Genomic DNA, 26,015 nt, shown 5'->3' on the forward strand with positions numbered 1-26,015 from the left:
GCATTGTCGGTCATGACCGGAACCACCGCCCCATCCGGGGCGGATGCGGGCGCACGGCTCGTCCTTGCGTCTGCTTCTCCCAGACGGGTTGAACTTCTGCGCCAGATCGGGATCGTCCCGGATCAGGTCTGCCCTGCGGATATTGATGAAACGCCCCGCCGGGAGGAACTGCCCCGGCCCTACGCCCAGCGTCTGGCAGCCCGGAAAGCCGAACATGTGGCGGCCATGCACGATGAACCGGCACTGGTCATCGCGGCTGACACGGTTGTAGCCCTGGGGCGACGCATCCTTCCCAAGGCGGAGGATGTGCAGACGGCACGCAAATGCCTGACCCTGCTGTCCGGGCGGCGTCATACCGTTTATACGGCCGTGTCCATACGGCCCAGCGCCACATGGAAGGACGGACGGGCAAGCAATCGTCTGGTTGCCAGCACCATCACGTTTTCCCGCCTCACACCCATGCAGATCGACGCCCTGCTTGAAGCGGGCGACTGGAATGGCAAGGCGGGCGGCTATGCGATACAGGGACACGCGGCGGCGTTCGTGCGGTTCCTGTCTGGCAGTTACACGGGTATTGTTGGCCTTCCGCTGTTTGAAACCGCGCAGATGCTGCGCGGGCAGAAGGGAAACTGGCTCCGTTGAATATGCGCATTTGCGCCAGCAGTAGCCCCGGCGAGATCCGCCTTGCCGTAACCAGCAATGGCGTCATGCAGGATTTCGCACTGTGGCGGCCTGACATGCCCGATGGTGTGGGCGACATCTACCGCGCCGCCGTCAGCGCCCATGTACCGGCCCTTGGGGGCACCTTCGTCACCCTGCCCGGACAGGAACAGGCAGGCTTCCTGCCTGATTCGGAAGGGCTTGGTCCCCTGACACAGGGACAGACCATCCTTGTTTCCGTCACGCGCAGCGCGCAGGGCGGCAAAGGGGTACGGCTGGGCGCGCGCAACCTGCCACCCGACCTGCCCGGCGGGGCGGCGCCACAACTGCTGCGACGCGGACCAACCCCGCTGGACCGGCTTGCGCGCCAGTATCCAGACGCCCCTATCGTTATCGACGATGCCGCCGTTGCCACCCTGCTGCCCGCAACGCTGCATCCGCGCCTGACACGCGTCAATTCCGCTTTCGACAGCGACCTGCGCGCGCAGGCGGACGGGCTGGAAGACCCTGTGATATCGCTGCCCGGTGGCATGTCGGCCAGCATTACCCCCACACCCGCACTGGTGGCGGTCGACATGGATGGGGGGGCGACCAGCATGGACCGCCGCCCCAAGCAGACGGCCCAGTTCGCCGCCAACCGTGACGCCTTGCCCGACCTTCTGCGCCAGCTACGGCTACGCAACCTGTCTGGGGCGATCATTGTTGACGTAGCGGGGCTGGCCGTACGCAAGCGGCGTGCGCTGGGTGAGGTGATCGAGACCCTGCTGAAGGACGATCCGCTGCGTCCGCGCTTTCTCGGGTTTACAGCACTTGGTCTGGCCGAAATCGTACGCCCGCGCGTCCATCCGCCCCTGCATGAGCTGCTTCAGTCCCGTGAGGGACGGCTGATCCATGCCCTGCGCGGACAGATGCAGGCCCATCGGGGCATGCCGCCCACTGGACAGCCTGTCCGACTGGCATGCGGGTATGGTATCATGACGCTGCTGCAAGACCATCCGGGCTGGATGGAGGACTTCACGCGCCTGACCGGCCGCACACTCCAGCCTGTTGCGGATCAGACCCTGCCCGCCAATGGCTGGAGATTTGAACCATGACCGAACAGCCCACCCTTCCCCCCTGCCCCATCTGTGGCCAGCCCGCGCAGGCGCGTTTCCGGCCGTTCTGCTCGCGCCGGTGTGCGGATGTGGACCTTGGCCGCTGGTTTTCAGGGCAGTACCGGGTTCCCTCGACAGAGATTCCATCTGAAGAGGATGAAAAATACACAAGACGGGTTGATCCCGATGATGAGGTAGGTTAAACGCTTGTCCACCGTCACGGTGCTCCTGAGTGTCGTGACAAGCCGGACAAACGGCCCGGTGCCCAAGTAGCTCAGTTGGTAGAGCATGCGACTGAAAATCGCAGTGTCGGTGGTTCGATCCCGCCCTTGGGCACCATTCTACTTCCAGAAAATCAGTAATAATAAAGTGGTAGCGCGTTTACGCATGCGTCATGCTGTCCTGTAACAGGGACCGTGCGGACCTGTCGTCATGTCCTTCGCCCTGCATGCAGCAGAATGCACACAGATCACGGCGCATGATGACAGGACACCAGCAGCACACCTGACAGCCATGCCTGTTATTTCCGCCGTATCGGCATACATCGCACCGTCAGCCGATGCTTCCCCGTATCCAACCGGGACCGGCTGAACCAGACTCAGTCTGGTAAACGCATCATGCCAGTCAGATTCCAGCAGATCAGGCGGTTATGCACTGATGAGGTGGCTGCGTTTTTGAACCCGAAACATCCGGGTTCGATGAGATGCAGCCCACGAGGTGCTCCAAAGGGGACATGCAGCCACTCTCGCCCACGTCCCCAGCGCCAGACCCATACGTAGCGGATACCGGTGCTGTATCCTGCCGTCTTGCAGGAACGATACACAGCACCGGGACAGTATCAGGCTTTGTGGGGACGATCCGTTGCTTCAAAACGCAGCGGCTCCCCCTGCGCGGTGGGGGCAAGCTGGTTTTCCCACATGACAACGTTCCCGCGGATAACGGTGCCAACGGGACGCCCCGTCAGTTCACGCCCCACAAAAGGCGACCATCCACATCTGGAGGCCAGCCACTCCTGCTGGACCGTCCAGCGCGCGGCAAGGTCAACGACCGAGAAATCGGCATCATACCCCACCGCGATACGCCCCTTGTTCACCAGCCCGAACAGGCGCTGCGGCCCGGCGGAGGTCATGTCCACCACCCGGCGCAGCGACAGCCGCCCATGGGCGACATGATCCAGCATGAGCGGCAGCAGGGTCTGCACCCCCGGCATGCCGGACGGTGAATCGGGGTAAGCGCGCTGCTTGGCTTCCAGCGTGTGCGGCGCATGGTCGGAGCCGATGATGTCGGGCACACGCTGCCCCATCCAGTACCATAGCCCGTCACGCCATTCACGCCCCCGGATGGGCGGATTCATCTGCGCCAGCGTGCCCAGTTCGGCATAGGCTTCCTCGCCCGCCAGTGTCAGATGCTGGGGCGTGACCTCGCAACTGGCGATGTCCTTGTGACCGGACAGGAACTCCAGTTCAGCAGGCGTGGTGACATGCAGGACATGGATACGGCGACCGGTGCGTCGCGCCAGATGCACGATGCGCTGCGTCGCACGCAGCGCCGTTTCATCATCCCGCCACACGGGATGGGATGACGGATCACCCGCCTTACGTTCCGACAGACGTTCATGCAGGCGTCCCTCATCCTCGGCATGGATGGCGACGCGGCGGCGCCCCGAACGCAAGACCCGCTCCAGCACCGCGTCATCGGATACCAGCAGGTTGCCTGTGGATGACCCCATGAAGATCTTGATACCCGCCGTGCCCGGCAGCATTTCCAGCTCGCCGCACCGATCGGCGTTATCCGTTGTGGCGCCCACATAAAAAGCATGATCGCACCACATACGGCCCCGGGCGCGGTCCAGCTTGTCCACCACGGCCTCGGGGCAGTCGGTTGCGGGTTTGGTGTTGGGCATCTCGAACACTGCCGTCACACCACCCATCACGGCGGCCATACTGCCGGTTGCCAGATCCTCCGCCCCGGTCAGGCCGGGTTCACGAAAATGGACCTGTGTGTCGATCACGCCGGGCAGGATGGTCAGACCGGTGCAGTCAATGACCCGCCCCGCGTCGCCCTGTCCGCCGATCCGGGCAATACGCCCGTCACGCACATACACATCGGTAATAACCGTGGCATCCGGCAGGACAACGCTGCCATTTTTCAGACAAAGATCAAAAACGGGTTGGGTCATGGGATTATCCTGTGGCCATATGCCCCAGCGCACCGGATGATGGATGCAGGGGCAGGAAATGTCGTGCAGGCCCGGTATGGGCGCACCCCGCACGTCTTTCCCGATGTATGACATGCCCCCCGCGCCATGCAAACCGGTCATGACCGGACCGGGCCACGTCGCACGGTATTCGGAACCACTCCTGACCTGCTGCCGCAATACCCGGCAGATATGCGCCGGCTACTGCGTTATCTTCATCTTCTGACGAGCCCAGGCCAGCATGTCATCTGGCGTCATGGGCCGGGCGAACAGGTAACCCTGCGCCACATCGCAGTTCAGTCCCTCCAGCAGTTCAAGCTGGGATTCCGTCTCCACGCCTTCGGTCACAACCGTCATCTTCAGCCGGTTTCCGATACCGATCACCGCCGTCGTGACAGCCTGCGCGTTTGCGTCATGTTCCAGATTCATGATGAAACTGCGGTCAATCTTGATTTCGGTCAGCGGCAGCCGCGTCAGGCGCGAAAGGGAGGAGTAACCGGTGCCAAAATCATCCATGGACAGGCCGACACCCAGATTATGGATCGCGGCCAGTCCCGTCATCGTATCCTCGTTTTCCCCCATCATGACGCTTTCCGTAATTTCAACGGTCAGACGCTGCGGCTGGATGTCATGCTCCCTGAGGATGCGTTCGATCAGGGCGGGCAGGTCACGGTTACGGAAATGCGCCGCCGACAGGTTGACCGACACCGCCGGGACATGAAGCCCCGCCCCGTCCCATTTGACAAGCTGGCCTACGGCTTCTTCCAGAGACCACGTGCCGATCGTCTCGATCTGTCCGGTATCCTCCGCCACCGCGATGAAGCGGGAAGGATAGATGTTGCCGAGTGTGGGATGGTTCCACCGCGACAGGGCTTCCGCCCCGTACAGCCTGCCGGTCCTGATATCCACCTGCGGCTGGTAATGCAGGTTCAGCAAGCCCCGCGCCAGTGAGTCCCGCAGGGCTGACCCCAGCAGCAGCCGGTCCTGTGCCGCACGGTTATCCGCCGTGCTGGATACGCAGAAACTGCCGCGTGCTTCCTTCTTGCACCGGCGCATGGCGCTTTCGGCATGACTGAGCAGGGACTGTCCGTCGGGACCGTTTTCGGGGAAAATGCTGATCCCTATGCCCAGCGACACAACAAGCAGGTTGCCCGCAATCTCGACCGGTTCCTGCATGCCTTTTATCAGGCTGCGGGCAAATGATACGGCGCTGGCTTCGTTGCTGTCGGGCATGACAATCACGAACTCATCCCCGCCGGAACGGCTGAGGATATAGTTGCTCTGCGACAGGGATTTCAGCCGGTCGGCAATGGCCCTGAGGAAGGCATCACCATTCATATGACCCAGCGTGTCATTGATATCGCGGAAGCGGTCGATATCGATCATGAAGATCGAAAAACTGTTATCGCCCGGCAGGTCGATCATCGACTTGATGACCTTGTGAATGGCGGAACGATTGAGAAAGCCGGTCAGCGAATCATAATTGGCCAGTTGCGAGATATGCTGCTGCGCCTCATAATTCTCGATCACGACACTACAGAACGACACGCATCCTGCGACGATCTTCCGCGGCCAGTCGCTCAGTTTGTACTGATTACGGGAATAGAGGGCAAAAATGCCCGAAATCCGGCCATTGCGCGACCGGATGGCCGAAGCCCAGCAGTCGTGCAGCCCCAGCGAGATGCCAAGTGAACTGTAACTGTCCCAGACAATGCTGCCGATTGCCGTAAGGTCATTGGTGACGGCCGCCAGATCGGCGTCGCTCAATACCACGTTTTCAAGCGCGGAAGCGTAGTGGCGGGGCAGACCGGGACCGGACAGGATACGCAGGCGGTTGTTTTCATCCAGCAGGAGAAGGACCGCCACGGTGTTGGGAACGAAGCTTTCGACCTCCCGGCACACCAGATCGGCCACATCCTGTATCAGCATGTCGTTTGAAATGGCTTCGAACACCGCATTCTGCAGGTCATGCAGCTTGCGCCGGTGGCTTTCTTCCGTCACGCCTTTCATGACGGCCATGTAAAAACGCTTCTTTTCCGGCCCGAGCACCGCGGTGGAAATCGACATCTCGCCGGAAATATAGTCTCCGGCCTTGTTCTCGAACGTCACCTCCCGCGATGTGCCGACAATGCGCCCCACGCCGGTCTTGCGGTTCTTGTCAATGTAGCTGTCGTGATCCCCGCGATAGATGGAGGGCACGAGACGGCTGACATTATGTCCCAGAACCTCGCTTTCCGTAAAACCCCACAATTTTTCGGCTGCGGGATTAAAAAAAACAACTTCGTTGCGCTCATTGATGACAACAATGCCATCCGTCGCCTGTTCCAGCAGTTCAAGGCTGACAACAGCGGTCATGCCACCGTCATTCCCTGCTGGTTTCGCGTCCGCCGTCATGTGCAGTCCGGACGGTTCTGCCGCTTGCTCAGATTGTTTCATAACGGATTCCAGGGCTTTCAAATCGCGGGATAAAATGTGGGGCGGACTGGACGCCACGCAGATCTTCCTTGTTCCCCGCCGGGGCCATTTCGGACATGATTGTCCGCATGGGGGTGCCAAACAGGAAACCCTGCCCTTCGTCACATCCGCCCGATGAAACCAGGGCAAGATGGGCGCCCGTTTCGATCCCCTGCACAAGAACCGACATATGCAGCGCATGGCCTGCAATCGTCACGGCACGGACCAGTTCCGCAATGCTCGGGTCCGTTTCCGCACGCTGCATGACAAGGCGGTCGAGCTTGATCTTGTCAAAAGGAAAGTCGCTTAATGCCGACAGGACCGAATGCTTGCCGCCGAACTGGTCAAGGGCAAGGCGAACACCCAGATCATGCACCCTGCGCGCCATGGTCAGGGCACGGGGATGATCGCACTGGACCGTTTCCTCGGTCAGTTCGATCATAAGACGCCCCGCGGGCAGGCCGGTGCGTGCAAGCACCGCCTGCACGGTTTCCGCAAAACGCGGTTCCAGAAACTGCGCGGCCGACATGTTGACGGCAACACAGATATCGGAATCCCACCCCAGCGCGGTCCGGCACGCCTGCTCCAGCACCCATTCGCCAAGCTGGATGACAAGGCCGTTCTCATCCGCCAGATCAAGGATTTCCAGCGGCGGCACGGAGCCGCGCGTGGGATGGTCCCAGCGCAGCAGGGCTTCGTAGCCCGCAACCTTTCCGGTCGCGACGACCGTCTGCACCTGATAGAACAGCGAAAGCTGTCCCTCCGCCATCGCCCGCTTCAGATCCTCGCCCAGTGCGCGCCGTTCGCGCACGTTCTGGTCCAGCGAGCTTTCATAGAACCAGACTGTCTGGTGCAGGTCGATCTTGGCGCGGTACATCGCCAGATCGGCACGGGAAATCAGGGTTTCACAATCGGTTCCATCCGTAGGATAGACCGCAACACCAATGCTGCCACCGCTTGCGACCGTATAATTCTCGATCGGGATGGGTTCATTCAGCGCAAGCTGGATACGGTCAACAAAACCGTGCAGTTCCCCATCATCCACCATGCGGTGTATGGCGACGAATTCATCCCCGCCGAGACGGGCCACGAACTCGCCTTCCCCCAGCAGGGCGCAGAACCGCTCCGCCAGGGTGGTCAGGACGATATCGCCTGCGGCATGTCCCCGCGTATCATTGATTTCCTTGAACTTGTTCAGGTCTATGCCGATCACGGCAAAGGACCTGCCAAGCGCGTCAGCCATGGACACTTCTTCCGTCAGGCGCTCGCGGAAGCTTATGCGGTTGGGCAGGCCGGTCAGCGCATCGGACATCGCCATGCGATGGAGTTCGCCATACGATTCCTCGCGCAGGCTGCCATCGATCACGAAACTGGCGATACCGGTAATGATGGTCAGCAGCGAGCCACCGATGACCGCAAAGCCGATCATCTGGAACTGGTCGTTATCCGGCATCGAACGCATATGCTGCTGCATGACCAGATGCATCGCCGCCATACCGGTAAAATGAAGACCGGCCACCGCACCGGCCATGGCCACGGTCATTTCGATTTCACGCCGCAGGTTGACGGGACGCCGCGCCAGTTCAAGCGCTACCGCAGACAGGGCCATGCCGATCAGGATGGACAGGGCGACCAGCGGCATGTTCCAGTTTACCGGCACATCAAGCCGGTACGCCTCCATGCCGACATAATGCATGCTGGCAATGCCAAGCCCCAGAATACCGCCACCCACCAGGGAACCCCTGCGCCCCTTCAGCCGCACCGCCGCCGCGACCGCGCAGGGTATGGCCGCGAAAATGACCAGCAGCGACAGCGCGGTCCTGCCGGGGGCAAGATGCCCCATGACCCCGGAATGATAGGCGAGCATGGCGGCAAAATGCGTGCACCAGACAAAGCTGGACCCGGCCACGGCGGCCATAAGGTACCATCCGGCGCGCTGCATGCCATGCGTTTCGGAAATGCGCGAAACAAGACGCATGGTAATCCATGCCCCGGTTATGCAGACAATAAACGCACCAGCCAGAAGAACCGGACTATAGATCTTCAGTTCATAGATAGGATTGCTCATAGGTTCCATTTTTGAACGATCAATACCATCCAATTACTGACAGAACACAGTCGTATATCTGACGCCGCACGAAGGCATGCGGATAAATCATCCGGCATCAACCGCGTGCAACAGGGACATTCCAGATAAGGACCAGCTTTTTATTTTCACGCGTGCTGATATTACGTTAAGAATAGTAAACACCCTAATGATATGCAACAGAAAATATACATCTGAAAACTCTATATATGCTTCATCCCAATCACGTCCAAACGGATGAAAACAACAATTTTCTCGCGACTTTCAAAGGCTTGGCGAATTCGAATATATAGGCATATGTTCCTATTTTATACTTGTAATCATCTTGAAATCTGTACGGGTATTCACTTTCCTGAAACGATACCAGATCATTCCGAATTCGGTTTTCAGGGCAGCATCCGTTGAAAAACACGGTCCCGGCAGAACAGAAGGTGATAGAAACCCGCACCGGCATGAAAAAGGGCCACCCACAAAAGCAGCCAGGCATCCCAATGATGCAACCGCGAAAAAAAGACGTGGGTTGCATGGGGCATGGCCGCAAACGGCGCATTGATCGGCACGCCGAACGCCATTACGGGATGCCCGGTGGACCAGCGCGCCATGTAACCCAGCGCAATCTCGCCCCCCAGCAGCACATACAGCAGGAGATGGACGCCACGCGCGATCCGGTCCTGAACACTCACGACGGGAAAGCGGATCGCCCGCCCGCCCGTCAGTCCCCACGCGATGCGCGTTACGAATACGGCCGCGAGCAGCACCCCAAGCGACGTATGGGTGGCAACCAGCCACGGACGCAGCGGCGCGGTGCGGTCCATCAGGTGCCATCCCACCTGTCCCACGACAAACTGTTCAAGCACGAGAAGCGCAGTGATCCAGTGCAGCCAGCGGGTTTCCCGACTGTAACGGACGGGCATGGGGGATGCCGGAATATCGGACGGGGTCATGCCGGTCACCTTATGCTGCACAGGACGGGCAGACACCTGTCCGCCACGCAGGCACGAAAAAGCTGAAAAGGGTCATACCCACCTGTACCACCGACCGGTTACTGCACCCATAATCCAACATTCCGTCCCCTGCTCCGCCTTGTCTCACGGCTGAATCATTCCGCATTGCGGTCGATTGATCTATAGGGCCATCGCACACCATATCGCCAATGATATTGTGGCCAGAGCCATCAGCAGGTCCATGTCCGCCACGCGTCCGGCGCGGCCGTGCCATGCTGCATGGGAACCCCCGGCCTCCACGCGGTTGTCATGACATATAACGGAGCGCACAGTCTGCCCTGTCCGTTATTGACAGATGCCCTGATGGAGAATGAGAGATGACCACGCTCGCCACCCTTCCCCTGACACAGATGATCGTCGTGCCTGACCTGCTGGCGGCAGGGATGGGCACCGTTATGCTTGCATCGGAAATCTCACGCGATGACCAGAAACTGGTCATCCGCAGCCGCCTTGTCTCGCCGGAAGGAACCACGCCGGGCCTGATTCTCATGACAAAGGACGCACGCGGCTATTTTGCGCCGGATGAAAGCTGTACGGAATTCGTGCGTACGGCGCTCGACGTGACCGAGGCCATGCCCCTGATCCTGACCCGGATCGTGCCCGGTTTCCGCTACAAATACGATGCGGTTGTGCGGGGGGATGTGTGGCAGCTCAAGGATGAAAGCGGCAAGCAGTTCGCCGGGCTGGCCATCGGCTCCTCATCGGAGGAGGAAAGCAAGGTGTTCGGCTATGCCCGCATCACGGATGGTCGCATAGGCGACATTGTGCCTGCTACCCGCGTGGCCTATCTGGGCCAGCTTGATTTCGGGGCCGGGACCGTAACCCCTACACTGGGCTAGAAAACGACGGTCCCTCACCTCCCGACCGGGAGTGAGGGACCAGAGCCATTCAGGCCGCGCCGGGCTGGCTTTCAAGCTGCGCGCTTTCGGACGTGCGCTTGAGGAAGAAGCGGATGAAGCGCGCAAGGTTGGGCGCAAGCTTCGGCCGCAGCAGGCGCGGATCGTAACCCGCGAAACGGCGCTCATTTTCGATCAGGCAGATGTCGATCATGTCCCGCAGCGGAACATCGACATTCGCCACATCCTTCGTGCCGTTTACGGTGAAGTTGTTGTCCTGCTCGTGCGTGTTGCCATCCGCATCGAATGTCGTGACCATGCCCAGCCGTTCATACAGCAGAAACAGCCACACGCCGATCACCCGCAGTTCAAACCACGGGCGACGCCACAGCGGCATGACGGCACGGTGCCAGGCCAGCCAGTTGGCGAACAGCAGGATATGACGACATTCTTCCTGCATCACCGGCTCGAACGTCTCGATCAGTTCAGGCGGGAAGAAAGCGGATTTACGGGCAATGGCGAACAGGCCGAAGGCGAAGAAGCTGTCCACGCATTCAGAAAAGCCGGTGACCATATAGGCCCATTCCACGTCGCGCGGCTCGATGTAAGGCGGTTCGGACGCCAGCGGGATGCCATAGGCTTCCACCATCTTGGACAGGACTTCCTTATGGCGGTTTTCCTCCCACGCATTGCGTGAAAGGGCATCCTTCATGTCGGGGTCCTCGATCAGACGGGCATAGGCGGCCATGCGCAGGCGGGCCTTGCCTTCGGTCTGGACGGCAATGTCCCAGATCGGCAGCGACGTCACGCGCTTCAGCGTTTCGGGGTCCAGCTTCGGCCATTCGATGACCGACGGCTTGTAGGGGTTGAAGGTATCGCGGAACATGTCCGCAACCGCCTTCTTATGCTCCGCCGATCCGGGCTGGAGCGGGCCGGCAACGGGACTGGACCAGTGGCGGGCGTTGAAATCGGCCCTGGCCACGGCGTCGGGCGTGGCGGTTCCCGCATCGCGGGCTTCGGGCAGGTTTGTATAGATGTCAGAAAGTGATTTCGTCATGTCGGCTCGCTGCTCGGAACGGTGTGGTTACGCCGGCCGATGTGGCATTCATCAAACAGCCTGACGTCCTCGTTGCCGGTTTAGGTATCATACTCAACAAGAAACGTAGAACTGTTATCTGGAATTCGCGAGCAAGACCAAAGCCCTGCCCGCGAAACGGAACACCAGCATTAGAAACGTGCCGAAAGGTGCGCCTTGCCCTGGATCAATGCAGGTCCGAGATTTTGTCGATTACGCGCGTCACCAGCCCGTATTCGATCGCCTCGGGGGCGGACATCCAGTAGTTGCGGTCGGTGTCCTTGCAGATTTTCTCGTAAGGCTGCCCGGTCACGTCAGCGAACAGACGGTTGAGGCGTTCGCGCATTTTCACGATTTCCCGCGCCTCGATATCAATATCGGTGGCGGGCCCGCGCACGCCGCCCATCGGCTGGTGCAGCAGGAATCGCGTATTGGGCAGACAGAAACGACGGTCCGGATGGCCGGCTGCAAAAATCAGCGCGCCAGCGGATGCGACCCAGCCGGTGCCGATCATGTTGACCGGGGCAATCGAATCGACAAAGCGGATCATGTCGTGGATGGTGTCACCACTTTCGACATGGCCGCCGGGCGAATTGACATACACGTCGATCGGCTTGTCCGACGTACCAGCCAGCGCCAGCAGGCGGCCCGTTACGTCACGGGCGATCTTGTCGTTGATCGGGCCGAACACCAGCACCTTGCGCTGGTCGAACAGGCGGCTTTCCAGTTCCCCGATGGGGGACGAGAGCGTACGGTTACGATCAGGTTCCTCGGTTTCGGGACCCTGGGGTTCGGGGATATCGGGATCCCTGGGATCTTCATCATCCATACGGACGCGGTGTTTCGGCTGCATGCCGTTCATCGGGTTCTCCCTATTCTCCGGGACTGGCCTGGTCATGACCTTATCCTGCGCTGCCTTGCGTCCGGTGCCAAGTCCCGACCTTGCAATCGGGCAAGATGGATCAGGTGGCACGCCCCCTCTCGCTAAGATCGGGATTGCAGGCTAGTTTGCCCCGGTCATGTTGTGTACGGGCCGTGAAAGGCCACGGGAGCTAGAGATTGGGAAAGCCGGCACCATCGCCAAGTCCGGGAAGATTTTTTTTTCCACCATGCGGATTCGCCATCGCTTCACGGGTTGCCCTGCTTGCCCTGCTCGGCACGGGTGTCGCGGGATGCGCGCATCATCAGGATACGGTCGACACCATCAGCGACTGGTACCATGAGTATCAGGGCGGCGTGATCGGTCAGCAGCGACCGCCCCCGCCCGGCGCGCATGAAGCCTACCCAAAGGTCGGCCTTGGCCCGCACAAAGCCCCCGAACTGCCATCGCAGGACCTGCGCGAAGACATTACCGCCGATCTGGAGGCGCAGCGCGAACTCAACCAGCGGCAGGATGCGATCATGGGGGACATGCCCTCGGTCGCGGATATTCCGCCCATTCCCACCGCCCGGACGAAGGGGAGCCAGTCAGCCTCCCTCAAGACTGCCGACGGGCCGCCGCCCGCCGGGACAAACAGTGGCCCGCAGCCTGCAACGTCATCCGGCACGGGCGGGTCCGCGCGGGGCATGTCCCGACAGGCGGAACCCGTGCGCGACAGCGCGGGCCATCTGGTCATGCCGGAAGTCACGACCACCATCCCCGACCAGCCCGAAGCCCTGCCCGCCAACCTGCCGCAGATACCCGATGGCCCGCCGGAACTGCCCACTGTCGGGGGCATCGCCCTGCCCGACAACGCGCAACGCGATGGCATGGACCTGCCCGCCTACAACATCGCATCCCCCGATGATGGCGAATCCGTACAGTTCCTGCCCGGCTCCGACCGGATCGAGGAAGGAGAGGAGGATGTCGTCAACGCCGTGCTGAAGGGGCGTGGCAACCGGTTCGTAATCGTGAACGGCTATGGCAATGCCGCCACCGCCACGGCGCAGGGACAGGCCGCGGCCCTTAACCTTGCCATACTGCGCACGCGCACGCTGACCGGCCTGCTGCTGGCGCGCGGCGTGCCGGCCGACCGCATTGCGGTGCATGCCCATGCCTTTGGCAATGGTGCAAGAATTGCCGTCGTGCGCTAGAGTGCGATCCGGCCCCGCCTGACGGGGTCGCCATACGACCTGATTTCAACCCGGCGCGCGCCGCGTGCCCTCAACAGAGCGTCCCATGACCGAAGAATTTCATCGTATCCGCCGCCTGCCGCCCTATGTCTTCGCCGAAGTCAACAAGGCCAAGGCCCAGGCCCGAGCGCGGGGGGAGGATATTATTGATCTGGGCATGGGCAATCCGGATACCCCCACCCCGCCGCACATCGTGCAGAAGCTGGTGGAAACCGTAAGCGATCCGCGCGCCCACCGTTATTCCGTAAGCCGTGGCATTCCCGGCCTGCGCCGCGCGCTGGCAGGGTATTACGAGCGCCGCTTCAACGTGAAGCTGGACCCGGAAACCGAAGTGATCGCCACCCTCGGGTCCAAGGAAGGGCTGGCCAACCTTGCTTCCGCCATCACCAGTCCGGGCGACACCATTCTGGTGCCCAACCCGTCCTATCCCATTCACCAGTTCGGCTTCATCATCGCCGGGGCGTCCGTACGCTCGATTCCCGCGACGCCGGATGACGAGATGCTGGAAGCGCTGGACCGCGCGGTGCGCCATTCGGTGCCCAAGCCCACGGCGCTGATCGTCAATTTTCCGTCCAATCCCACGGCGTATCTGGCCGACCTTGATTTCTACCGCAAGCTTGTGGCCTTTGCTCGCAAGCACGAAATCTGGATCCTGTCCGACCTTGCCTATGCCGAGATCTATTTCGGCGACAAGGTTCCCCCTTCCATTCTGGAAGTGCCGGGTGCGAAGGACATCGCGGTGGAGTTCACCTCCCTGTCCAAGACCTATTCCATGGCGGGCTGGCGCATGGGGTTTGCTGCGGGCAATCCGCATCTGATTTCGGCGCTGACCCGGATCAAGTCCTATCTGGATTACGGCGCGTTCACCCCCATTCAGGTCGCCGCCGTCGCCGCCCTCAGCGGGCCGCAGGACTGTGTCGCGGAAATCCGCGATATTTACCGCAAGCGCCGCGATGTACTCATTCAGGGCCTGCATTCTGCGGGCTGGGACGTGCCCTCCCCCGAAGGGTCGATGTTCGCATGGGCGCCCATTCCCGAACGCTTCCGCGAACTGGGCAGCGTCGGCTTTTCCAAACTGCTGCTGAAAGAAGCCGGCGTCGCCGTGGCCCCCGGCCTGGGCTTTGGCGAATATGGCGAAGGTTTCGTGCGCATCGGTCTGGTGGAAAACACCCAGCGCCTGCGTCAGGCCTGCCGCTCCATCCGCCATTTCATGGCTGAACATGGCGGCATCGCCCCCACCACGCAGCAGGCTGCCCCGCTGGCTGGCACCCAGTCCGCCCATTCATGACTGCCCTATCGGTTGACGGAAAAGAAATGACATCTCCCCATTCCACATCTGAACCCAGGCCCCTGCGTATCGGTATTGCCGGTCTGGGCACGGTTGGCGCTGGCGTTGTCAGGCTGCTGCGTGAAAACGCGGCCCTGATCCGCGCCCGCGCGGGCCGCGAACTGGTGGTGACCGCCGTCAGCGCGCGCGATCGCACGCGGGATCGCGGGATCGACCTGTCCGGTGTGGCGTGGTGCGACACGCCGGAAGAACTGGCCACCCATCCCGATGTGGATGTCGTGGCCGAACTGATCGGCGGGGCGGAAGGCCCCGCGCGCCTGACGGTCAGCCGCGCGCTGGAAAACCGCAGGCCGGTGGTCACCGCCAACAAGGCGCTGATCGCAATCCACGGCGCGGAACTGGCGTGCACGGCACAGGAAGCGGGCGTGCCGCTCATGTTCGAAGCCGCGGTCGCAGGGGGCATTCCCGCCATCAAGACCGTGCGCGAAGGACTGGCTGCCGACCGGATACTCAAGATCGGCGGCATCCTGAACGGTACGTGCAACTACATCCTGAGCGTAATGCACGAGACCGGCCGGGACTTTGCCGAAATCCTGTCGGACGCGCAGAAGCTTGGCTATGCCGAAGCTGATCCGTCCACCGATGTTGACGGTATCGACACGGCACACAAGCTGGCCATTCTGGCGGGGCTGGCCTTCGGGCGGCCCGTGGTGTTCGCTTCCGTCTATATTGAAGGCATCCGGCGTATCGGCGCGCTCGACCTGCAGTTTGCCCGCAAGATGGGCTACCGCATCAAGCTGCTGGGCATCGCCCGCCAGCATGAAAACGGGATCGAGGCGCGCGTCCATCCCTGCCTTGTGCCGCAGGATGCCTCCATCGCGCAGGTCAACGGCGTCTTCAACGCCGTGGTGGCGGAAGGGGCCTTTGTGGGGCGCCTGATGCTTGAGGGGCGTGGCGCGGGCGAAGGACCGACAGCCACCGCCGTCGCCGCCGACCTGATCGACATTGCCCGTGGCAGCGCCATTCCCGTGTGGGGTTGCGACGCCGACAGCCTGACACAGGCCGTGGCCATGCCCAGCAAGTCGTTTACCGGGGAATACTACCTGCGCCTGAACGTGCAGGATCGCCCCGGCGTAATTGCCGACATCACCGCCGTACTGCGCGACAACGGGGTATCCCTGCGCAGCATGCTCCAGCATGCCGATGCGCATGAGGTCCGTCCCGATGGCACGCATGCCGTGCCGCTGGTGCTGCTGACCCACAAAACATCGGAAGCGGCGATGCAGCACGCCCTGCACCATATTGCAGAACTGGCCGCCGTTCTGGACGAACCGGCCCTGATTCGCATCGACGCGGGCTGAAACCCGCTGGCGGGCGGCCACGCGCCGTTCGCCCCCATATCTGAAGGAAACGGCCAATGTCCGCCGCCGACCTGCTTTCCGTCCCGCCTGCCGCCATGTCCGGGTGCAACGAACCCGAACCGGCCGTGCTGGGGGTTGTCCGCAGCGTGACGGGACGGCGGTGGAACTGGCGCGAGGGCGGGCAGGCAAGCCATACCGACCGCATGGGCATGGCCATATCCCAGCAGGCCAACCTGCCGGAAATCGTGGGCCGCATGCTGGCCCTGCGCGGGATTGCACCTGATCAGGTGCAGACCTACCTGACCCCGACACTACGGGCACTAATGCCCGACCCGTCCACCTTTACGGACATGGACCGGGCTGCCGGGCGTCTGGCCGCCGCCATCCGCAATGGCGAAACGGTCGGGCTGTTTGGTGATTACGACGTGGACGGGGCCTGTTCCACAGCGCTTCTGACCGATTTCCTGCGCGGTCAGGGCTGCACGGTGCTGACCCACATTCCCGATCGCATGACGGAGGGCTACGGCCCCAATACCCCGGCCATTGCCGCCATGCAGGATCAGGGCGCAAGCCTGATCGTGTGTCTGGACTGCGGCACGGCGGCGGTGGACATTCTGGAACTGGCCAGCCAGAAAACCGATGTCATCATCCTTGACCATCATCAGGTGCAGGGCGCGTTACCGAAGGTTCTGGCCACCATCAATCCCAACCGCCCGGACTGTCCTTCTGGCCTGCATGGCATCTGTGCGGCGGCGGTGACGTTCATGACGGCTGTCGCCACGACACGTGTCCTGCGGCAGGAAGGCTGGTTCGATTCCCGTCCGGACCCACAGCTTATGAACAGCCTCGATCTGGTGGCGCTGGCCACGGTCTGCGATGTCATGCCGCTGAACGGGCTGAACCGGGCCTTTGTCGCGCAGGGGCTGAAGGTGATGGCGCGCAGGCAGCGCACCGGCCTGGCCGCCCTGCTGGATGCTGCAGGCGCGCGTGATCCGCTGTCCGCCTTCACCTGCGGCTTTGCCGTGGGGCCACGCATCAATGCAGGGGGACGCATCGCGGATTCGGGCATGGGGCTGCGCCTGCTTCTATGCGAAGACGCCGCCGAGGCCCAGACGCTGGCCGAGCGCCTGAATTCCGTCAACCACAGCCGCCAGAGCGTTGAAGCGGGCATTCTGGACCGCGCCATGGAACTGGCCGCCGAACAGCGCGAACAGGGCCATGCCGTGCTGGTACTGAGCGGACGGGACTGGCATCCCGGCGTCGTGGGGATTGTGGCCGGGCGTATAAAGGAAAAATTCAATCGCCCCGTTCTGGTCGGCGCGGAAATGGAGGACGGCACCGTCAAAGGCTCGGCCCGATCGGTACCGGGGCAGGATCTGGGCGGTGCCATCATCGCGGCGCGACAGGCAGGACTGCTATCATCCGGCGGCGGACATGCGATGGCAGCGGGTTTCGGACTGCCTGCGGAGGGGATTCCCGCCCTGCACGCTTTTCTGGACCGTCACCTTGCCACCGCCGCCAGTCTGCCCGATGCAGTGGACCTGACCATTGACGCCGTGGTGAATGTCGCCGCAGCGGACGTGGCGCTGGCCACCGACATGGACCGGCTGGCCCCGTTCGGCGCGGGCAATGACGAACCTCTGATCGCCCTGCCCCGCGTACGGGTCGCCTATGCCGAACGTATTGGCCGCGAAGGCAACACCCTGCGCCTGACCCTGCAGGGGGAAGGACGCGGCCCCCGACTGAAGGCCCTGATCTTCCGCGCCAATGAAAGCCCGCTTGCCCCCGTGCTGGAAGATCGCGACATGCCGCCGCTGCATCTGGCGGGCTGGCTGCGGGCAGAAAGCTGGAACGGGCGGACATCCGCCACATTTTTTATCCGTGACGCGGCAATCGCCCAATAATTTCAATATTTTTAAAACAGGGGGTTGACCGCCCCCCTGTGCCGGGATACACACCCCTCACGCCTTTAGTCCCGTTCGTCTAGAGGCCTAGGACACCGCCCTTTCACGGCGGCAACACGGGTTCGAATCCCGTACGGGACGCCAAGCCTTTCAAGGGCTTACACGATACGCAAAGTATCCGCAGGCTTATTCAGATAGAGAATTTGCTTTTGGAAAAGGGGATTCCCTTTCCTAGCCTTCTCTTCTCTCGCATGTAAAATCATGAGACAGTAGCAACTGTTTATGCCGTCTGGCTTCTACCTGCGGGCATGCGCGTCAACTTACCTTTCCATTCCCTGTCAGACCTTCATAAAGTCACAGTCCCGAATTTTTCGGGATATGGTTCTGTCATGCCCGTCACAGATAAAAAAGCGTCTGGCTTTTTTTGTTAACGGCCTCCCCGACCTTCATCGCCGCTTTACGGCGCAATGCGTAACCAGAAACCATGTAGGGCGCACTGATTCGATTACCACCGCTGCTTCTGGGGATGACCGTATCAGTAGTGATCAGGCGGGCATAATAACCGCATCAGCCCCTGCGACTGTACGCGTGACAGGCCCGTGCGTATAGCAACGTCCACGCTGACCGGCATTCCGTATGGCACGCCAATTTTTTAATGACGCTGGTCCATTCCACCCGCACGAAAAGGGATTGCCATTGCAGGCGGCCTCACCGGACCGGACTTTATCCCGCCAATGGCTTCACCAAAAATGATGAATGGCCGGACACCAGCTACCTGCATGCGTGATGTGCAGCCTGACGCCCCTCCCATGCTTTAGAATATGGCATACTCTGTCATCCTCAGGAGGGAACAGGCCCATGGAACCGTGGACTTCATTCACATTGTTTGGAAAATCCGGTACGATTTACCAGTTCCGGCGGGTACCATCTCCCCTGCCTGCACAGGCGGGCATATTCCTGCTGACGACCGTGATGGGATCTACGGTCAAGGGTGGGTCGTGGCAGTTTCTGGAACCCGAAATTGGTATGGTCACCTCCCTTGCTGGTGAATGGGACAGCGTCATCACCCCGGCGCGTGAAGCCAAGGCGGAAAGCGACGATGTACTGATATGCTTTCCCGAAAGCGGAGACGTGCAGGATGCCTTCACCGACCTGACGGAAGGCGGCGCCACGCCCCTGCCCCGCTAGGGCGTGTCGTCAGTTAAGCAGGATGATGATTGAGGCGAACTGCACGGCTGCGAGGAAGGTCGATTTCAGTTTATCGTAGCGGGTTGCGATAGCGCGAAACTGCTTGAGTTTATTGAAGAACCTCTCAACAAGGTTCCGTTCGCGGTAGAGAGAAAAATCGGTTTCCCGTCGTGTCGTTCTGTTGCGTTTTGGCGGGATGACCGGGGTAATCCCGCGCTGTATCAGCCGATCGATCAACCTGTCCGCGTCATACGCCCTGTCAGCAAGGAAAGCATCTGGGTCGATGTTTTCCAGAAGCGGTTCCGCCTGGGTGATATCGGCATCCTGTCCCGGTGTGATGTCGAGTTCCACCGGATTACCCAGAGCGTCGCAGATGGCATGGATCTTTGTAGTCAACCCGCCTCGTGATCGTCCGATGGCCTGATCCGTGCCCCTTTTTTGAGAGCTCCGGCACTATGCTGATGCGCCCGGACAATTGTGCTGTCGATCATCATGTATTCGTTGTCGTGATCAGCGGCCAGATAATGAAATATCCGTTCGATGACGCCGCTTTCACACCAGCGGCGCAGACGCCGGTGCACGTTTTTCCAGTCCCCGAAACGGGCAGGAAGGTCGCGCCATGGAATGCCCGCGCGATAGCGATACAGCACCGCCTCCACGAACAGACGGTTGTCCGCCGCAGTGCCGCCGACATAGCCTTCTCGACCGGGAAGAAGATCCTTTATCCGCTCCCACTGGTCATTGCGTAAACTATAGCGCCGCATCTGTCTGTCTCCCCCAAAAAAACGGGAAAACAGTCAACACACGCAGACACAAAGTACAACCCTCACGTGCCACACTCAGGGCTTAACTGACGACACGCCGTAGAATCCTTCATCCACCGACACAGACGTGACTGGACGCTGGGCTACACGCAATCAACACTGGGGCACCGCTGGATGGAGAGTTTCGTCATGTCCTGTTATCGCCCCGCGCTGATCGCCCTGCTGACGGGGCTGTTCACCACGCCTGCCGTCGCCCATGCCGCCACGGACAGACCGGTGCTGCTGCGTCATGCCACGGTGATTGATGGTACCGGCAGCGCCGCGCAGGACAATACGGATATCCTGATCCGCGATGGCCACATCGCCGCGATCGGCCGCAATCTCCACGCCCCCGCCCATACCCGTAAAATAGATCTGACGGGCCAGACGGTGCTGCCGGGCCTGATTTCCGACCACAGCCATGTCGGGCAGGTCAGCGGCACCCAGAACGGGGAAGTCAATTATACCCGAGCCAATATCCTGTCCGCGCTGGCGCAGTACGAACATTACGGCGTGCTGACCGTCACCGCGCTGGGGCTGAACCGTTCCCCCCTGTTCGATGACATGCGCCGGGAGCAGCATGCGGGACTGAACCCTGGTGCCGACCTGTTCGGGGTGGATCAGGGCATTGGCGCTCCCGATGGGGTGCCGCCCGAAAACATGTTCCATCTTGGCGCGGATCAGGTCTTCCGGCCCACTACACCGGACGAAGCCCGTGCCGCAGTCAACAAGATGGCGGATGAAGACACCGACCTTATAAAGTTATGGGTGGATGATTTCCGCAATGGCGTGCCCAAGGCGCACGGACTGCCCAAGATGCGGCCGGAAATCTACCGCGCGGCCATTATACAGGCCCATCTGCGCGGCAAGCGGGTGGCAGCCCATATCCATGACCTGTCAGATGCCCAGGCCCTTGTTGCCGCAGGGGTGGACATTCTGGCCCATGGCGTGCGCGACAAACCGGTCGATCCGACCCTGATCAGTGCGATGAAAAAGCAGGGGACCGGCTACATCGCCACACTGGATCTGGATGAAGCCAATTACATCTTTGCCGAACACCCCGAATGGCTGGACGATCCATTCCTGTCCTATGGCCTGTCGCCTGCGCTACGCCAGCAGTTTGCCGACCCGGCATGGCGCGCAAAGGTACTGGCCGCCCCGTTGACGGAAGCCTCCCGCAAGGCGCTGGCGATGAACATGCGTAATCTCATGACGCTGTACCAGGCGGGGATCGCCATCGGGTTTGGCACGGATTCAGGCGCAACCCCCACCCGCATTCCCGGCTTTGCCGAACATAGGGAACTGCGTCTTTCGGTAATGGCGGGCCTGACACCACTGCAGGCCATCGCACTGGCAACCGGCAATGCAGCCCGCCTCATGCAACTGTCCGACCGCGGCACCATCGCGCCGGGGCAAATGGCTGACCTTATGGTTGTTACAGGTAACCCCGCGCAGGATATTACAGCCATCGACCATCTGACGCAGGTATGGCATCGGGGCCGGCAGGTTCCCGGCCCATTGGCGGGGCAACCTGTCCCTTCAGCCCGACCGGACTGATATGCGTATCGCCTGCCCCTTCCGTACACCCTTTTCGCGCCTGCGCCCCGCCCTGGGCCTGCTCGTGCTGGCTGGTGCGCTTGCAGCATGCTCCGGCCCCACGGGGCCGGAACCGATGGGCATGGACGGTCCGATGATCGCCAATAATGACTGGAACGAACACGGTTACGGCATGGGCGATTATTCGGGGCCATATAATGATGGGTTTGAAGCCGAAGGCCTGGATGGCGGCCCGCCCGAATATCTGGGAGACGAGTTTTTCAGGGGACCCTGATCGCTACTGTCCTTGATTAAGCTCCGCCCCAGAATTCATGTGGAACACGATGCCCTGTCGAACTGCATGAAAAGATGAAAGCGATGGCGACCGCGCGTATTGCCATCACATGAATTCTCCCAACCCGGAAATTCCTGCGCCTGTTTGGAAAACATGCAGAAATCATAAAAACGTTTTTGGTGAAGCTTTTTTCAAAAAGCTTCGAAAGACATCCTCCTTTTGAAAGACGGCGACACCCCAAAAACTTTTGCGGATGAACAGCATCCCGCATATGGGTGGAAAAGACATGTCGTTTCGGTTACGCACTGTCACCAACAGTGCGGGCAAGGGGCGCGGCATGGGCAGTATGCAGCAGGGCAGACACGGCATTTCCTCCATGGGAGGAACGGAAAGCGCAGTACATCGCTTCGCCATCATTCCCGTCATTCTGGCGGTGGTACTGTCTGTTCTGGATTACGCCGTTGCGAATATCGCCCTGCCCACGATTTCGCGTGAACTACATGTTTCCGCCGCCGGATCGGTATGGGTGGTAAATGCATACCAGCTTGTCAACGCGATGCTGCTGCTGCCGCTGGCGGCGTGGTCGGAACGGGTTGGCCCGGCCCGATTATGCACGATCGGGCTGGTCGTCATCATGATCGGGTCCCTGATCTGCGCCAATGCGCAGTCGCTGGGCGTGCTGGTACTGGCCCGTGCCGTGCAGGGCGCGGGGGGCGCCTGCATCATGGCCGTCAATACGGCCCTGGTGCGCCTTGTCTATCCGCCCTCCCGGCTGGGGCGGGGGCTGGCGCTCAATGCGCTGGCCATCGCGGGGGGCGTGGCCCTCAGTCCGTCTGTCGCGGCCCTGATCCTTGGGGTGGCATCATGGCGCTGGCTGTTCCTGTTCAACCTGCCGGTCGGGATCGTGACACTCGCGCTGGTGGTCGGGTTCCTGCCACGCGCGGGCGGTCAGCCACGTCGACTGGACTGGGGCAGCATCGTGCTGAACATTCTGGCCTTCGGCGGTATTCTGGTTGGCTGCGACATGCTGGTCCATGGGAATGTCGGTGTCCTCTCCCTCGGGCTGGCGGGAACAGGACTTGCCGCCCTGACCGGTCTGGTGCGACGTCAGCACGGACGCGCTGCCCCCATGCTTCCGGTTGACCTGCTTGCCATTACCGCCTTCCGGACCGGATTCATCACCTGCTTTCTTGGATATATGGCCGCCAATTTCTACATGATCTCCATTCCCTTTGCGCTGACCGGAGTTTTCCACCGCTCCGCCGTGGAAACGGGACTGCTGATTACCCCATGGCCAGTGGGGATGATTGTGGCTGGACCATTTGTCGGGCGTATGGCCGACCGGTATCCGGCGGGCATCCTGTCATCGGCGGGACTGTTTATTGTTGGACTTGGCTATCTGCTGGTGCGCCTGACACCGCTGGATGCGGGCAATTTTGATATCATGTGGCGCTTTGCTTTCGCGGGTATCGGTTTTGGGCTGTTTGTCGCACCCAACAATAAATCAATGGTCGCCGCATCTCCGCTGCACCGTTCAGGAAGCGCCAGTGGCATGATTTCCGTGGCGCGCATCCTTGGCCAGACGACAGGCGGCATGCTGGTGGCACTGATCCTGACCGATGTCGCGCATGAGCCGACGTTACGCTGCATGGAATGTGGCGTGGCAACGGCCTGGCTGGGCGCGCTGGTCAGCGTGTCGCGGTTGCGGGCCCAGAACGCGGCAAGGATGCGCGGGAGCTGAACTGTCAGTTCCGGCAGGATTATGGTCAGCCCATGACAGGTCGCAGCCACCGGTAAGCCCACCCCCCGTTTTCTGAACCGGGCAACCGGATGACATCCGTCATGCGGGACACGCCTGCACGCAATAGAACGTGGCCCGCCCATCCGGATTGTCACATCCCATATGGATGCCGCGTAGAAAACCGTACCAGGCGGAACGCATTACCCGGACTCGGATGGCTGACTACACAGCCGTAACTGCCTCCTGCGTCATACGCATGAAACCGCCGGAATCCGGACAGGGGATCATTTCAGACCTGACCGGGCAGGAATCGGCCCTTGAGCCCCGCAAGGCGCTAAAATTCCATTCGCCGGTTTTGTGACACAGGATGTCGAAATCAATAGATATTTATTATTCATTATTATTTAACATACTGTATTTAAACGTTTTTAATTAACACATTATGGCACCAGATGCACACCTCACGGTTACGTTATAATCCGAACGCTTGCGGTACCGGACGTGTCTATATATCACCGTATATAGATTATCCCCCGATACCTTACCGGGGCGCATCAAGGTTCGGTTTGGTTTCCAGGGAGATCACGTCCACAGGTTTCAAGAAATCACACCTACGGTCCGGATCGGTCAATGCCATTACCCATGAAAGTAATGGCGGCCATATCGAACCGAAATACAGTTTTGCAGTACCCTCATTACCTCATGGAATTACATGAATCCATGTCAGGTCTATTAGGGCACGAAGCCTTATCCTGAAGGAATATTCACGTGTCAGCAGATAGCCTCACGGCGGCCCCGCCGTTCAAGTCGCGTTATGGCAACTATATCGGTGGCGAATGGGTTGCCCCGGTTGAAGGTCACTACCTGACCAATACTTCCCCCGTCGACGGGCGCGTGCTGTGTGAAGTGCCTGCTTCCACCGCAGCGGACGTGGAACTGGCACTTGATGCCGCGCACAAGGCGAAGACCGCCTGGGGCCACATGGCACCTGCCGATCGCGCGCTGATCCTGCTGCGCGCGGCAGAGCGCATGGAACAGAACCTGGACCTGCTGGCCCGCGCCGAAACATGGGATAACGGCAAGCCCATCCGCGAGACCCTGACCGCTGACATCCCGCTGGCGATCGACCATTTCCGCTATTTCGCAGGCTGCATCCGCGCACAGGAAGGCACGCTGGGCGAAATCGACGCCACCACCATCGCCTACCATTTCCACGAACCGCTTGGCGTCGTTGCCCAGATCATTCCGTGGAACTTCCCCCTGCTCATGGGGTCATGGAAGCTGGCGCCGGCACTGGCCGCAGGCAACTGCGTCGTCATGAAGCCCGCCGAAAGCACGCCCGCAAGCATGCTGGTGCTGATGGAACTGATCGGGGACCTGTTCCCGGCCGGCACGCTGAACATCGTCAACGGTCTGGGCCGTGACGTGGGCGCCGCCCTGTCCAACAGCGACCGCATCGCCAAGATCGCCTTCACCGGTTCCACACCCACCGGCAAGATGATCGCGCATGCCGCGGCGGAACACCTGATCCCCGCCACGCTGGAACTGGGCGGCAAGTCGCCGAACATCTTCTTCGCCGACATCATGGATCATGATGATGCCTATCTGGACAAGGCGCTCGAAGGCTTCGCCATGTTCGCCCTGAACCAGGGCCAGATCTGTTCGTGCCCCAGCCGTGCGCTGGTTCATGAATCGATCTATGAAAAGTTCATGGAACGCGCCCTGCCCCGCATCAAGGCCATCCGTCAGGGCAACCCGCTGGACCCCAACACCATGATGGGTGCCCAGAACTCGCACGGTCATCAGGAAAAGATCCTGTCCTATATCGACATCGGCAAGGAAGAAGGCGCGCAGCTTCTGACCGGTGGCGGCCGTCCGGACCTTGGCGGCGACCTGAACAAGGGATGCTACGTGCAGCCGACCGTGTTCAAGGGCAACAACAAGATGCGCATCTTCCAGGAAGAGATCTTTGGCCCGGTTCTGGCCGTGACCACCTTCAAGACGGAAGAAGAAGCACTCGCCATCGCCAACGACACGCCGTTCGGCCTGGGTTCGGGTGTATGGAGCCGCGACGCCAACACCTGCTACCGCATGGGTCGCGGGCTGGAAGCCGGTCGCGTGTGGGTCAACTGCTATCACGTCTACCCCGCGCATGCGGCGTTCGGCGGCTACAAGAAGTCGGGCATCGGGCGTGAAACGCACAAGATGGTGCTTGAACACTACCAGCAGACCAAGAACATGCTGGTCAGCTACAGCGAGAACAAGCGCGGTTTCTTTTGATCCGCTGACAAGCTGAAAACCGCCCTGCCCTGAAGGGCAGGCGCAGCGGCCGGACCGGTTTTTTCCGGTCCGGCCGCAGGCCGTCCTGCCCATGTGGGGCG

General features: G+C 61.0%; 20 protein-coding genes and 2 tRNA genes. 15 read left to right on the forward strand and 7 right to left on the reverse strand.

The window, feature by feature from the left end; all coding sequences use genetic code 11:
• The first annotated feature begins 12 nt into the window (after positions 1-12).
• The 4 genes from KSAC_RS07365 (at position 13) to KSAC_RS07380 (ending at position 2,093) form a co-directional block, all read left to right on the forward strand.
• On the forward strand, positions 13-642 hold the full coding sequence (locus KSAC_RS07365) for a Maf family protein (protein ID WP_118963608.1): 630 nt from the start codon (positions 13-15) through the stop codon (positions 640-642).
• A 2-nt stretch (positions 643-644) separates the two neighbouring features.
• Positions 645-1,754 (forward strand): ribonuclease E/G, encoded by a 1,110-nt coding sequence (locus KSAC_RS07370; RefSeq protein ID WP_118962831.1) that lies wholly within the window; start codon positions 645-647, stop codon positions 1,752-1,754.
• Positions 1,751-1,957 (forward strand): DNA gyrase inhibitor YacG, encoded by a 207-nt coding sequence (locus KSAC_RS07375; protein ID WP_102325592.1) that lies wholly within the window; start codon positions 1,751-1,753, stop codon positions 1,955-1,957. The genes KSAC_RS07370 and KSAC_RS07375 overlap by 4 nt, the downstream gene beginning before the upstream one ends.
• A gap of 60 nt (positions 1,958-2,017) precedes the next feature.
• Positions 2,018-2,093 (forward strand) — tRNA-Phe (locus tag KSAC_RS07380).
• Positions 2,094-2,592: 499 nt separating this feature from the next.
• Here the strand turns inward: KSAC_RS07380 and KSAC_RS07385 are convergent.
• From KSAC_RS07385 to KSAC_RS07400, 4 genes are all read right to left on the reverse strand, one after another.
• Complete coding sequence (locus KSAC_RS07385) at positions 2,593-3,933, reverse strand: dihydroorotase (protein ID WP_132304925.1); 1,341 nt, start codon at positions 3,931-3,933, stop codon at positions 2,593-2,595.
• A gap of 219 nt (positions 3,934-4,152) precedes the next feature.
• The gene (locus KSAC_RS07390; protein WP_408884756.1) at positions 4,153-6,345 is read right to left on the reverse strand and encodes an EAL domain-containing protein; all 2,193 of its coding nucleotides are present in this window, start codon (positions 6,343-6,345) and stop codon (positions 4,153-4,155) included.
• 28 nt (positions 6,346-6,373) lie between these two features.
• A complete protein-coding gene (locus KSAC_RS07395) occupies positions 6,374-8,473 on the reverse strand; it encodes a putative bifunctional diguanylate cyclase/phosphodiesterase (protein ID WP_243705136.1) in 2,100 nt (699 codons plus the stop codon).
• 404 nt (positions 8,474-8,877) lie between these two features.
• On the reverse strand, positions 8,878-9,435 hold the full coding sequence (locus tag KSAC_RS07400; RefSeq protein WP_102325689.1) for a cytochrome b: 558 nt from the start codon (positions 9,433-9,435) through the stop codon (positions 8,878-8,880).
• Between the two features lie 377 nt (positions 9,436-9,812).
• Here KSAC_RS07400 and KSAC_RS07405 point away from each other — a divergent pair, with 377 nt between their 5' ends.
• Complete coding sequence (locus KSAC_RS07405; protein ID WP_102325588.1) at positions 9,813-10,334, forward strand: hypothetical protein; 522 nt, start codon at positions 9,813-9,815, stop codon at positions 10,332-10,334.
• Between the two features lie 49 nt (positions 10,335-10,383).
• Here the strand turns inward: KSAC_RS07405 and KSAC_RS07410 are convergent, their stop codons facing one another.
• Together KSAC_RS07410 and KSAC_RS07415 are read right to left on the reverse strand one after the other, a co-directional pair.
• Positions 10,384-11,388, reverse strand: coding sequence for a ferritin-like domain-containing protein (locus KSAC_RS07410; protein ID WP_132304929.1), 1,005 nt, complete (start codon positions 11,386-11,388; stop codon positions 10,384-10,386).
• Between the two features lie 205 nt (positions 11,389-11,593).
• Positions 11,594-12,268 carry an ATP-dependent Clp protease proteolytic subunit gene (locus KSAC_RS07415; RefSeq protein WP_102325586.1) on the reverse strand — a complete coding sequence of 225 codons (675 nt, stop codon included), beginning with the start codon at positions 12,266-12,268 and terminating at the stop codon, positions 11,594-11,596.
• 374 nt (positions 12,269-12,642) lie between these two features.
• On the opposite strand from KSAC_RS07415, the gene KSAC_RS07420 reads away from it, so the two are divergent.
• The 6 genes from KSAC_RS07420 to KSAC_RS07445 all read left to right on the forward strand — a co-directional run bounded on the left by KSAC_RS07420 (position 12,643) and on the right by KSAC_RS07445 (position 19,259).
• The gene (locus KSAC_RS07420) at positions 12,643-13,479 is read left to right on the forward strand and encodes a hypothetical protein (RefSeq protein ID WP_243705137.1); all 837 of its coding nucleotides are present in this window, start codon (positions 12,643-12,645) and stop codon (positions 13,477-13,479) included.
• An 85-nt stretch (positions 13,480-13,564) separates the two neighbouring features.
• Positions 13,565-14,806 carry an LL-diaminopimelate aminotransferase gene (locus KSAC_RS07425; RefSeq protein WP_102325584.1) on the forward strand — a complete coding sequence of 414 codons (1,242 nt, stop codon included), beginning with the start codon at positions 13,565-13,567 and terminating at the stop codon, positions 14,804-14,806.
• Between the two features lie 26 nt (positions 14,807-14,832).
• Complete coding sequence (locus tag KSAC_RS07430) at positions 14,833-16,167, forward strand: homoserine dehydrogenase (protein ID WP_110547074.1); 1,335 nt, start codon at positions 14,833-14,835, stop codon at positions 16,165-16,167.
• Between the two features lie 56 nt (positions 16,168-16,223).
• A complete protein-coding gene (recJ, locus tag KSAC_RS07435; protein WP_132304931.1) occupies positions 16,224-18,071 on the forward strand; it encodes a single-stranded-DNA-specific exonuclease RecJ in 1,848 nt (615 codons plus the stop codon).
• A gap of 68 nt (positions 18,072-18,139) precedes the next feature.
• Positions 18,140-18,215 (forward strand) — tRNA-Glu (locus KSAC_RS07440).
• A gap of 714 nt (positions 18,216-18,929) precedes the next feature.
• Entirely contained in the window at positions 18,930-19,259 is a 330-nt protein-coding gene (locus KSAC_RS07445; protein ID WP_132304933.1) for a hypothetical protein, read from the forward strand.
• A gap of 9 nt (positions 19,260-19,268) precedes the next feature.
• Here the strand turns inward: KSAC_RS07445 and KSAC_RS07450 are convergent.
• A protein-coding gene (locus KSAC_RS07450; protein WP_132304935.1) for an IS5 family transposase occupies positions 19,269-20,023 on the reverse strand; the annotation gives its coding sequence in 2 pieces (ribosomal slippage) (positions 19,269-19,684 and positions 19,684-20,023; 756 coding nt in all).
• Between the two features lie 189 nt (positions 20,024-20,212).
• Here KSAC_RS07450 and KSAC_RS07455 point away from each other — a divergent pair.
• The 4 genes from KSAC_RS07455 to KSAC_RS07470 all read left to right on the forward strand — a co-directional run bounded on the left by KSAC_RS07455 (position 20,213) and on the right by KSAC_RS07470 (position 25,914).
• Complete coding sequence (locus KSAC_RS07455) at positions 20,213-21,619, forward strand: amidohydrolase family protein (RefSeq protein WP_132304937.1); 1,407 nt, start codon at positions 20,213-20,215, stop codon at positions 21,617-21,619.
• A gap of 1 nt (position 21,620) precedes the next feature.
• Entirely contained in the window at positions 21,621-21,893 is a 273-nt protein-coding gene (locus KSAC_RS07460; protein WP_132304938.1) for a hypothetical protein, read from the forward strand.
• Between the two features lie 286 nt (positions 21,894-22,179).
• Positions 22,180-23,634, forward strand: a complete 1,455-nt coding sequence (locus KSAC_RS07465) for an MFS transporter (RefSeq protein WP_243705140.1) — start codon at positions 22,180-22,182, stop codon at positions 23,632-23,634.
• Between the two features lie 768 nt (positions 23,635-24,402).
• Complete coding sequence (locus tag KSAC_RS07470; RefSeq protein WP_102325578.1) at positions 24,403-25,914, forward strand: aldehyde dehydrogenase family protein; 1,512 nt, start codon at positions 24,403-24,405, stop codon at positions 25,912-25,914.
• Positions 25,915-26,015 lie beyond the last annotated feature (101 nt).

Origin of the sequence: Komagataeibacter saccharivorans, assembly GCF_004348195.1 — a bacterium.
GTDB classification, from domain to species: Bacteria; Pseudomonadota; Alphaproteobacteria; order Acetobacterales; family Acetobacteraceae; genus Komagataeibacter; species Komagataeibacter saccharivorans.

Coding starts and splice junctions, on each gene's coding strand:
- KSAC_RS07385 (WP_132304925.1), bottom strand. CDS start 3,933: ATGACCCAACCCGTTTTTGATCTTTGTCTGAAAAATGGCAGCGTTGTC.
- KSAC_RS07465 (WP_243705140.1), top strand. CDS start 22,180: ATGTCGTTTCGGTTACGCACTGTCACCAACAGTGCGGGCAAGGGGCGC.
- KSAC_RS07455 (WP_132304937.1), top strand. CDS start 20,213: ATGTCCTGTTATCGCCCCGCGCTGATCGCCCTGCTGACGGGGCTGTTC.
- KSAC_RS07370 (WP_118962831.1), top strand. CDS start 645: ATGCGCATTTGCGCCAGCAGTAGCCCCGGCGAGATCCGCCTTGCCGTA.
- KSAC_RS07410 (WP_132304929.1), bottom strand. CDS start 11,388: ATGACGAAATCACTTTCTGACATCTATACAAACCTGCCCGAAGCCCGC.
- KSAC_RS07390 (WP_408884756.1), bottom strand. CDS start 6,345: ATGACGGCGGACGCGAAACCAGCAGGGAATGACGGTGGCATGACCGCT.
- KSAC_RS07445 (WP_132304933.1), top strand. CDS start 18,930: ATGGAACCGTGGACTTCATTCACATTGTTTGGAAAATCCGGTACGATT.
- KSAC_RS07405 (WP_102325588.1), top strand. CDS start 9,813: ATGACCACGCTCGCCACCCTTCCCCTGACACAGATGATCGTCGTGCCT.
- recJ (WP_132304931.1), top strand. CDS start 16,224: ATGTCCGCCGCCGACCTGCTTTCCGTCCCGCCTGCCGCCATGTCCGGG.
- KSAC_RS07395 (WP_243705136.1), bottom strand. CDS start 8,473: ATGAGCAATCCTATCTATGAACTGAAGATCTATAGTCCGGTTCTTCTG.
- KSAC_RS07400 (WP_102325689.1), bottom strand. CDS start 9,435: ATGACCCCGTCCGATATTCCGGCATCCCCCATGCCCGTCCGTTACAGT.
- KSAC_RS07460 (WP_132304938.1), top strand. CDS start 21,621: ATGCGTATCGCCTGCCCCTTCCGTACACCCTTTTCGCGCCTGCGCCCC.
- KSAC_RS07375 (WP_102325592.1), top strand. CDS start 1,751: ATGACCGAACAGCCCACCCTTCCCCCCTGCCCCATCTGTGGCCAGCCC.
- KSAC_RS07415 (WP_102325586.1), bottom strand. CDS start 12,268: ATGAACGGCATGCAGCCGAAACACCGCGTCCGTATGGATGATGAAGAT.
- KSAC_RS07425 (WP_102325584.1), top strand. CDS start 13,565: ATGACCGAAGAATTTCATCGTATCCGCCGCCTGCCGCCCTATGTCTTC.
- KSAC_RS07430 (WP_110547074.1), top strand. CDS start 14,833: ATGACATCTCCCCATTCCACATCTGAACCCAGGCCCCTGCGTATCGGT.
- KSAC_RS07365 (WP_118963608.1), top strand. CDS start 13: ATGACCGGAACCACCGCCCCATCCGGGGCGGATGCGGGCGCACGGCTC.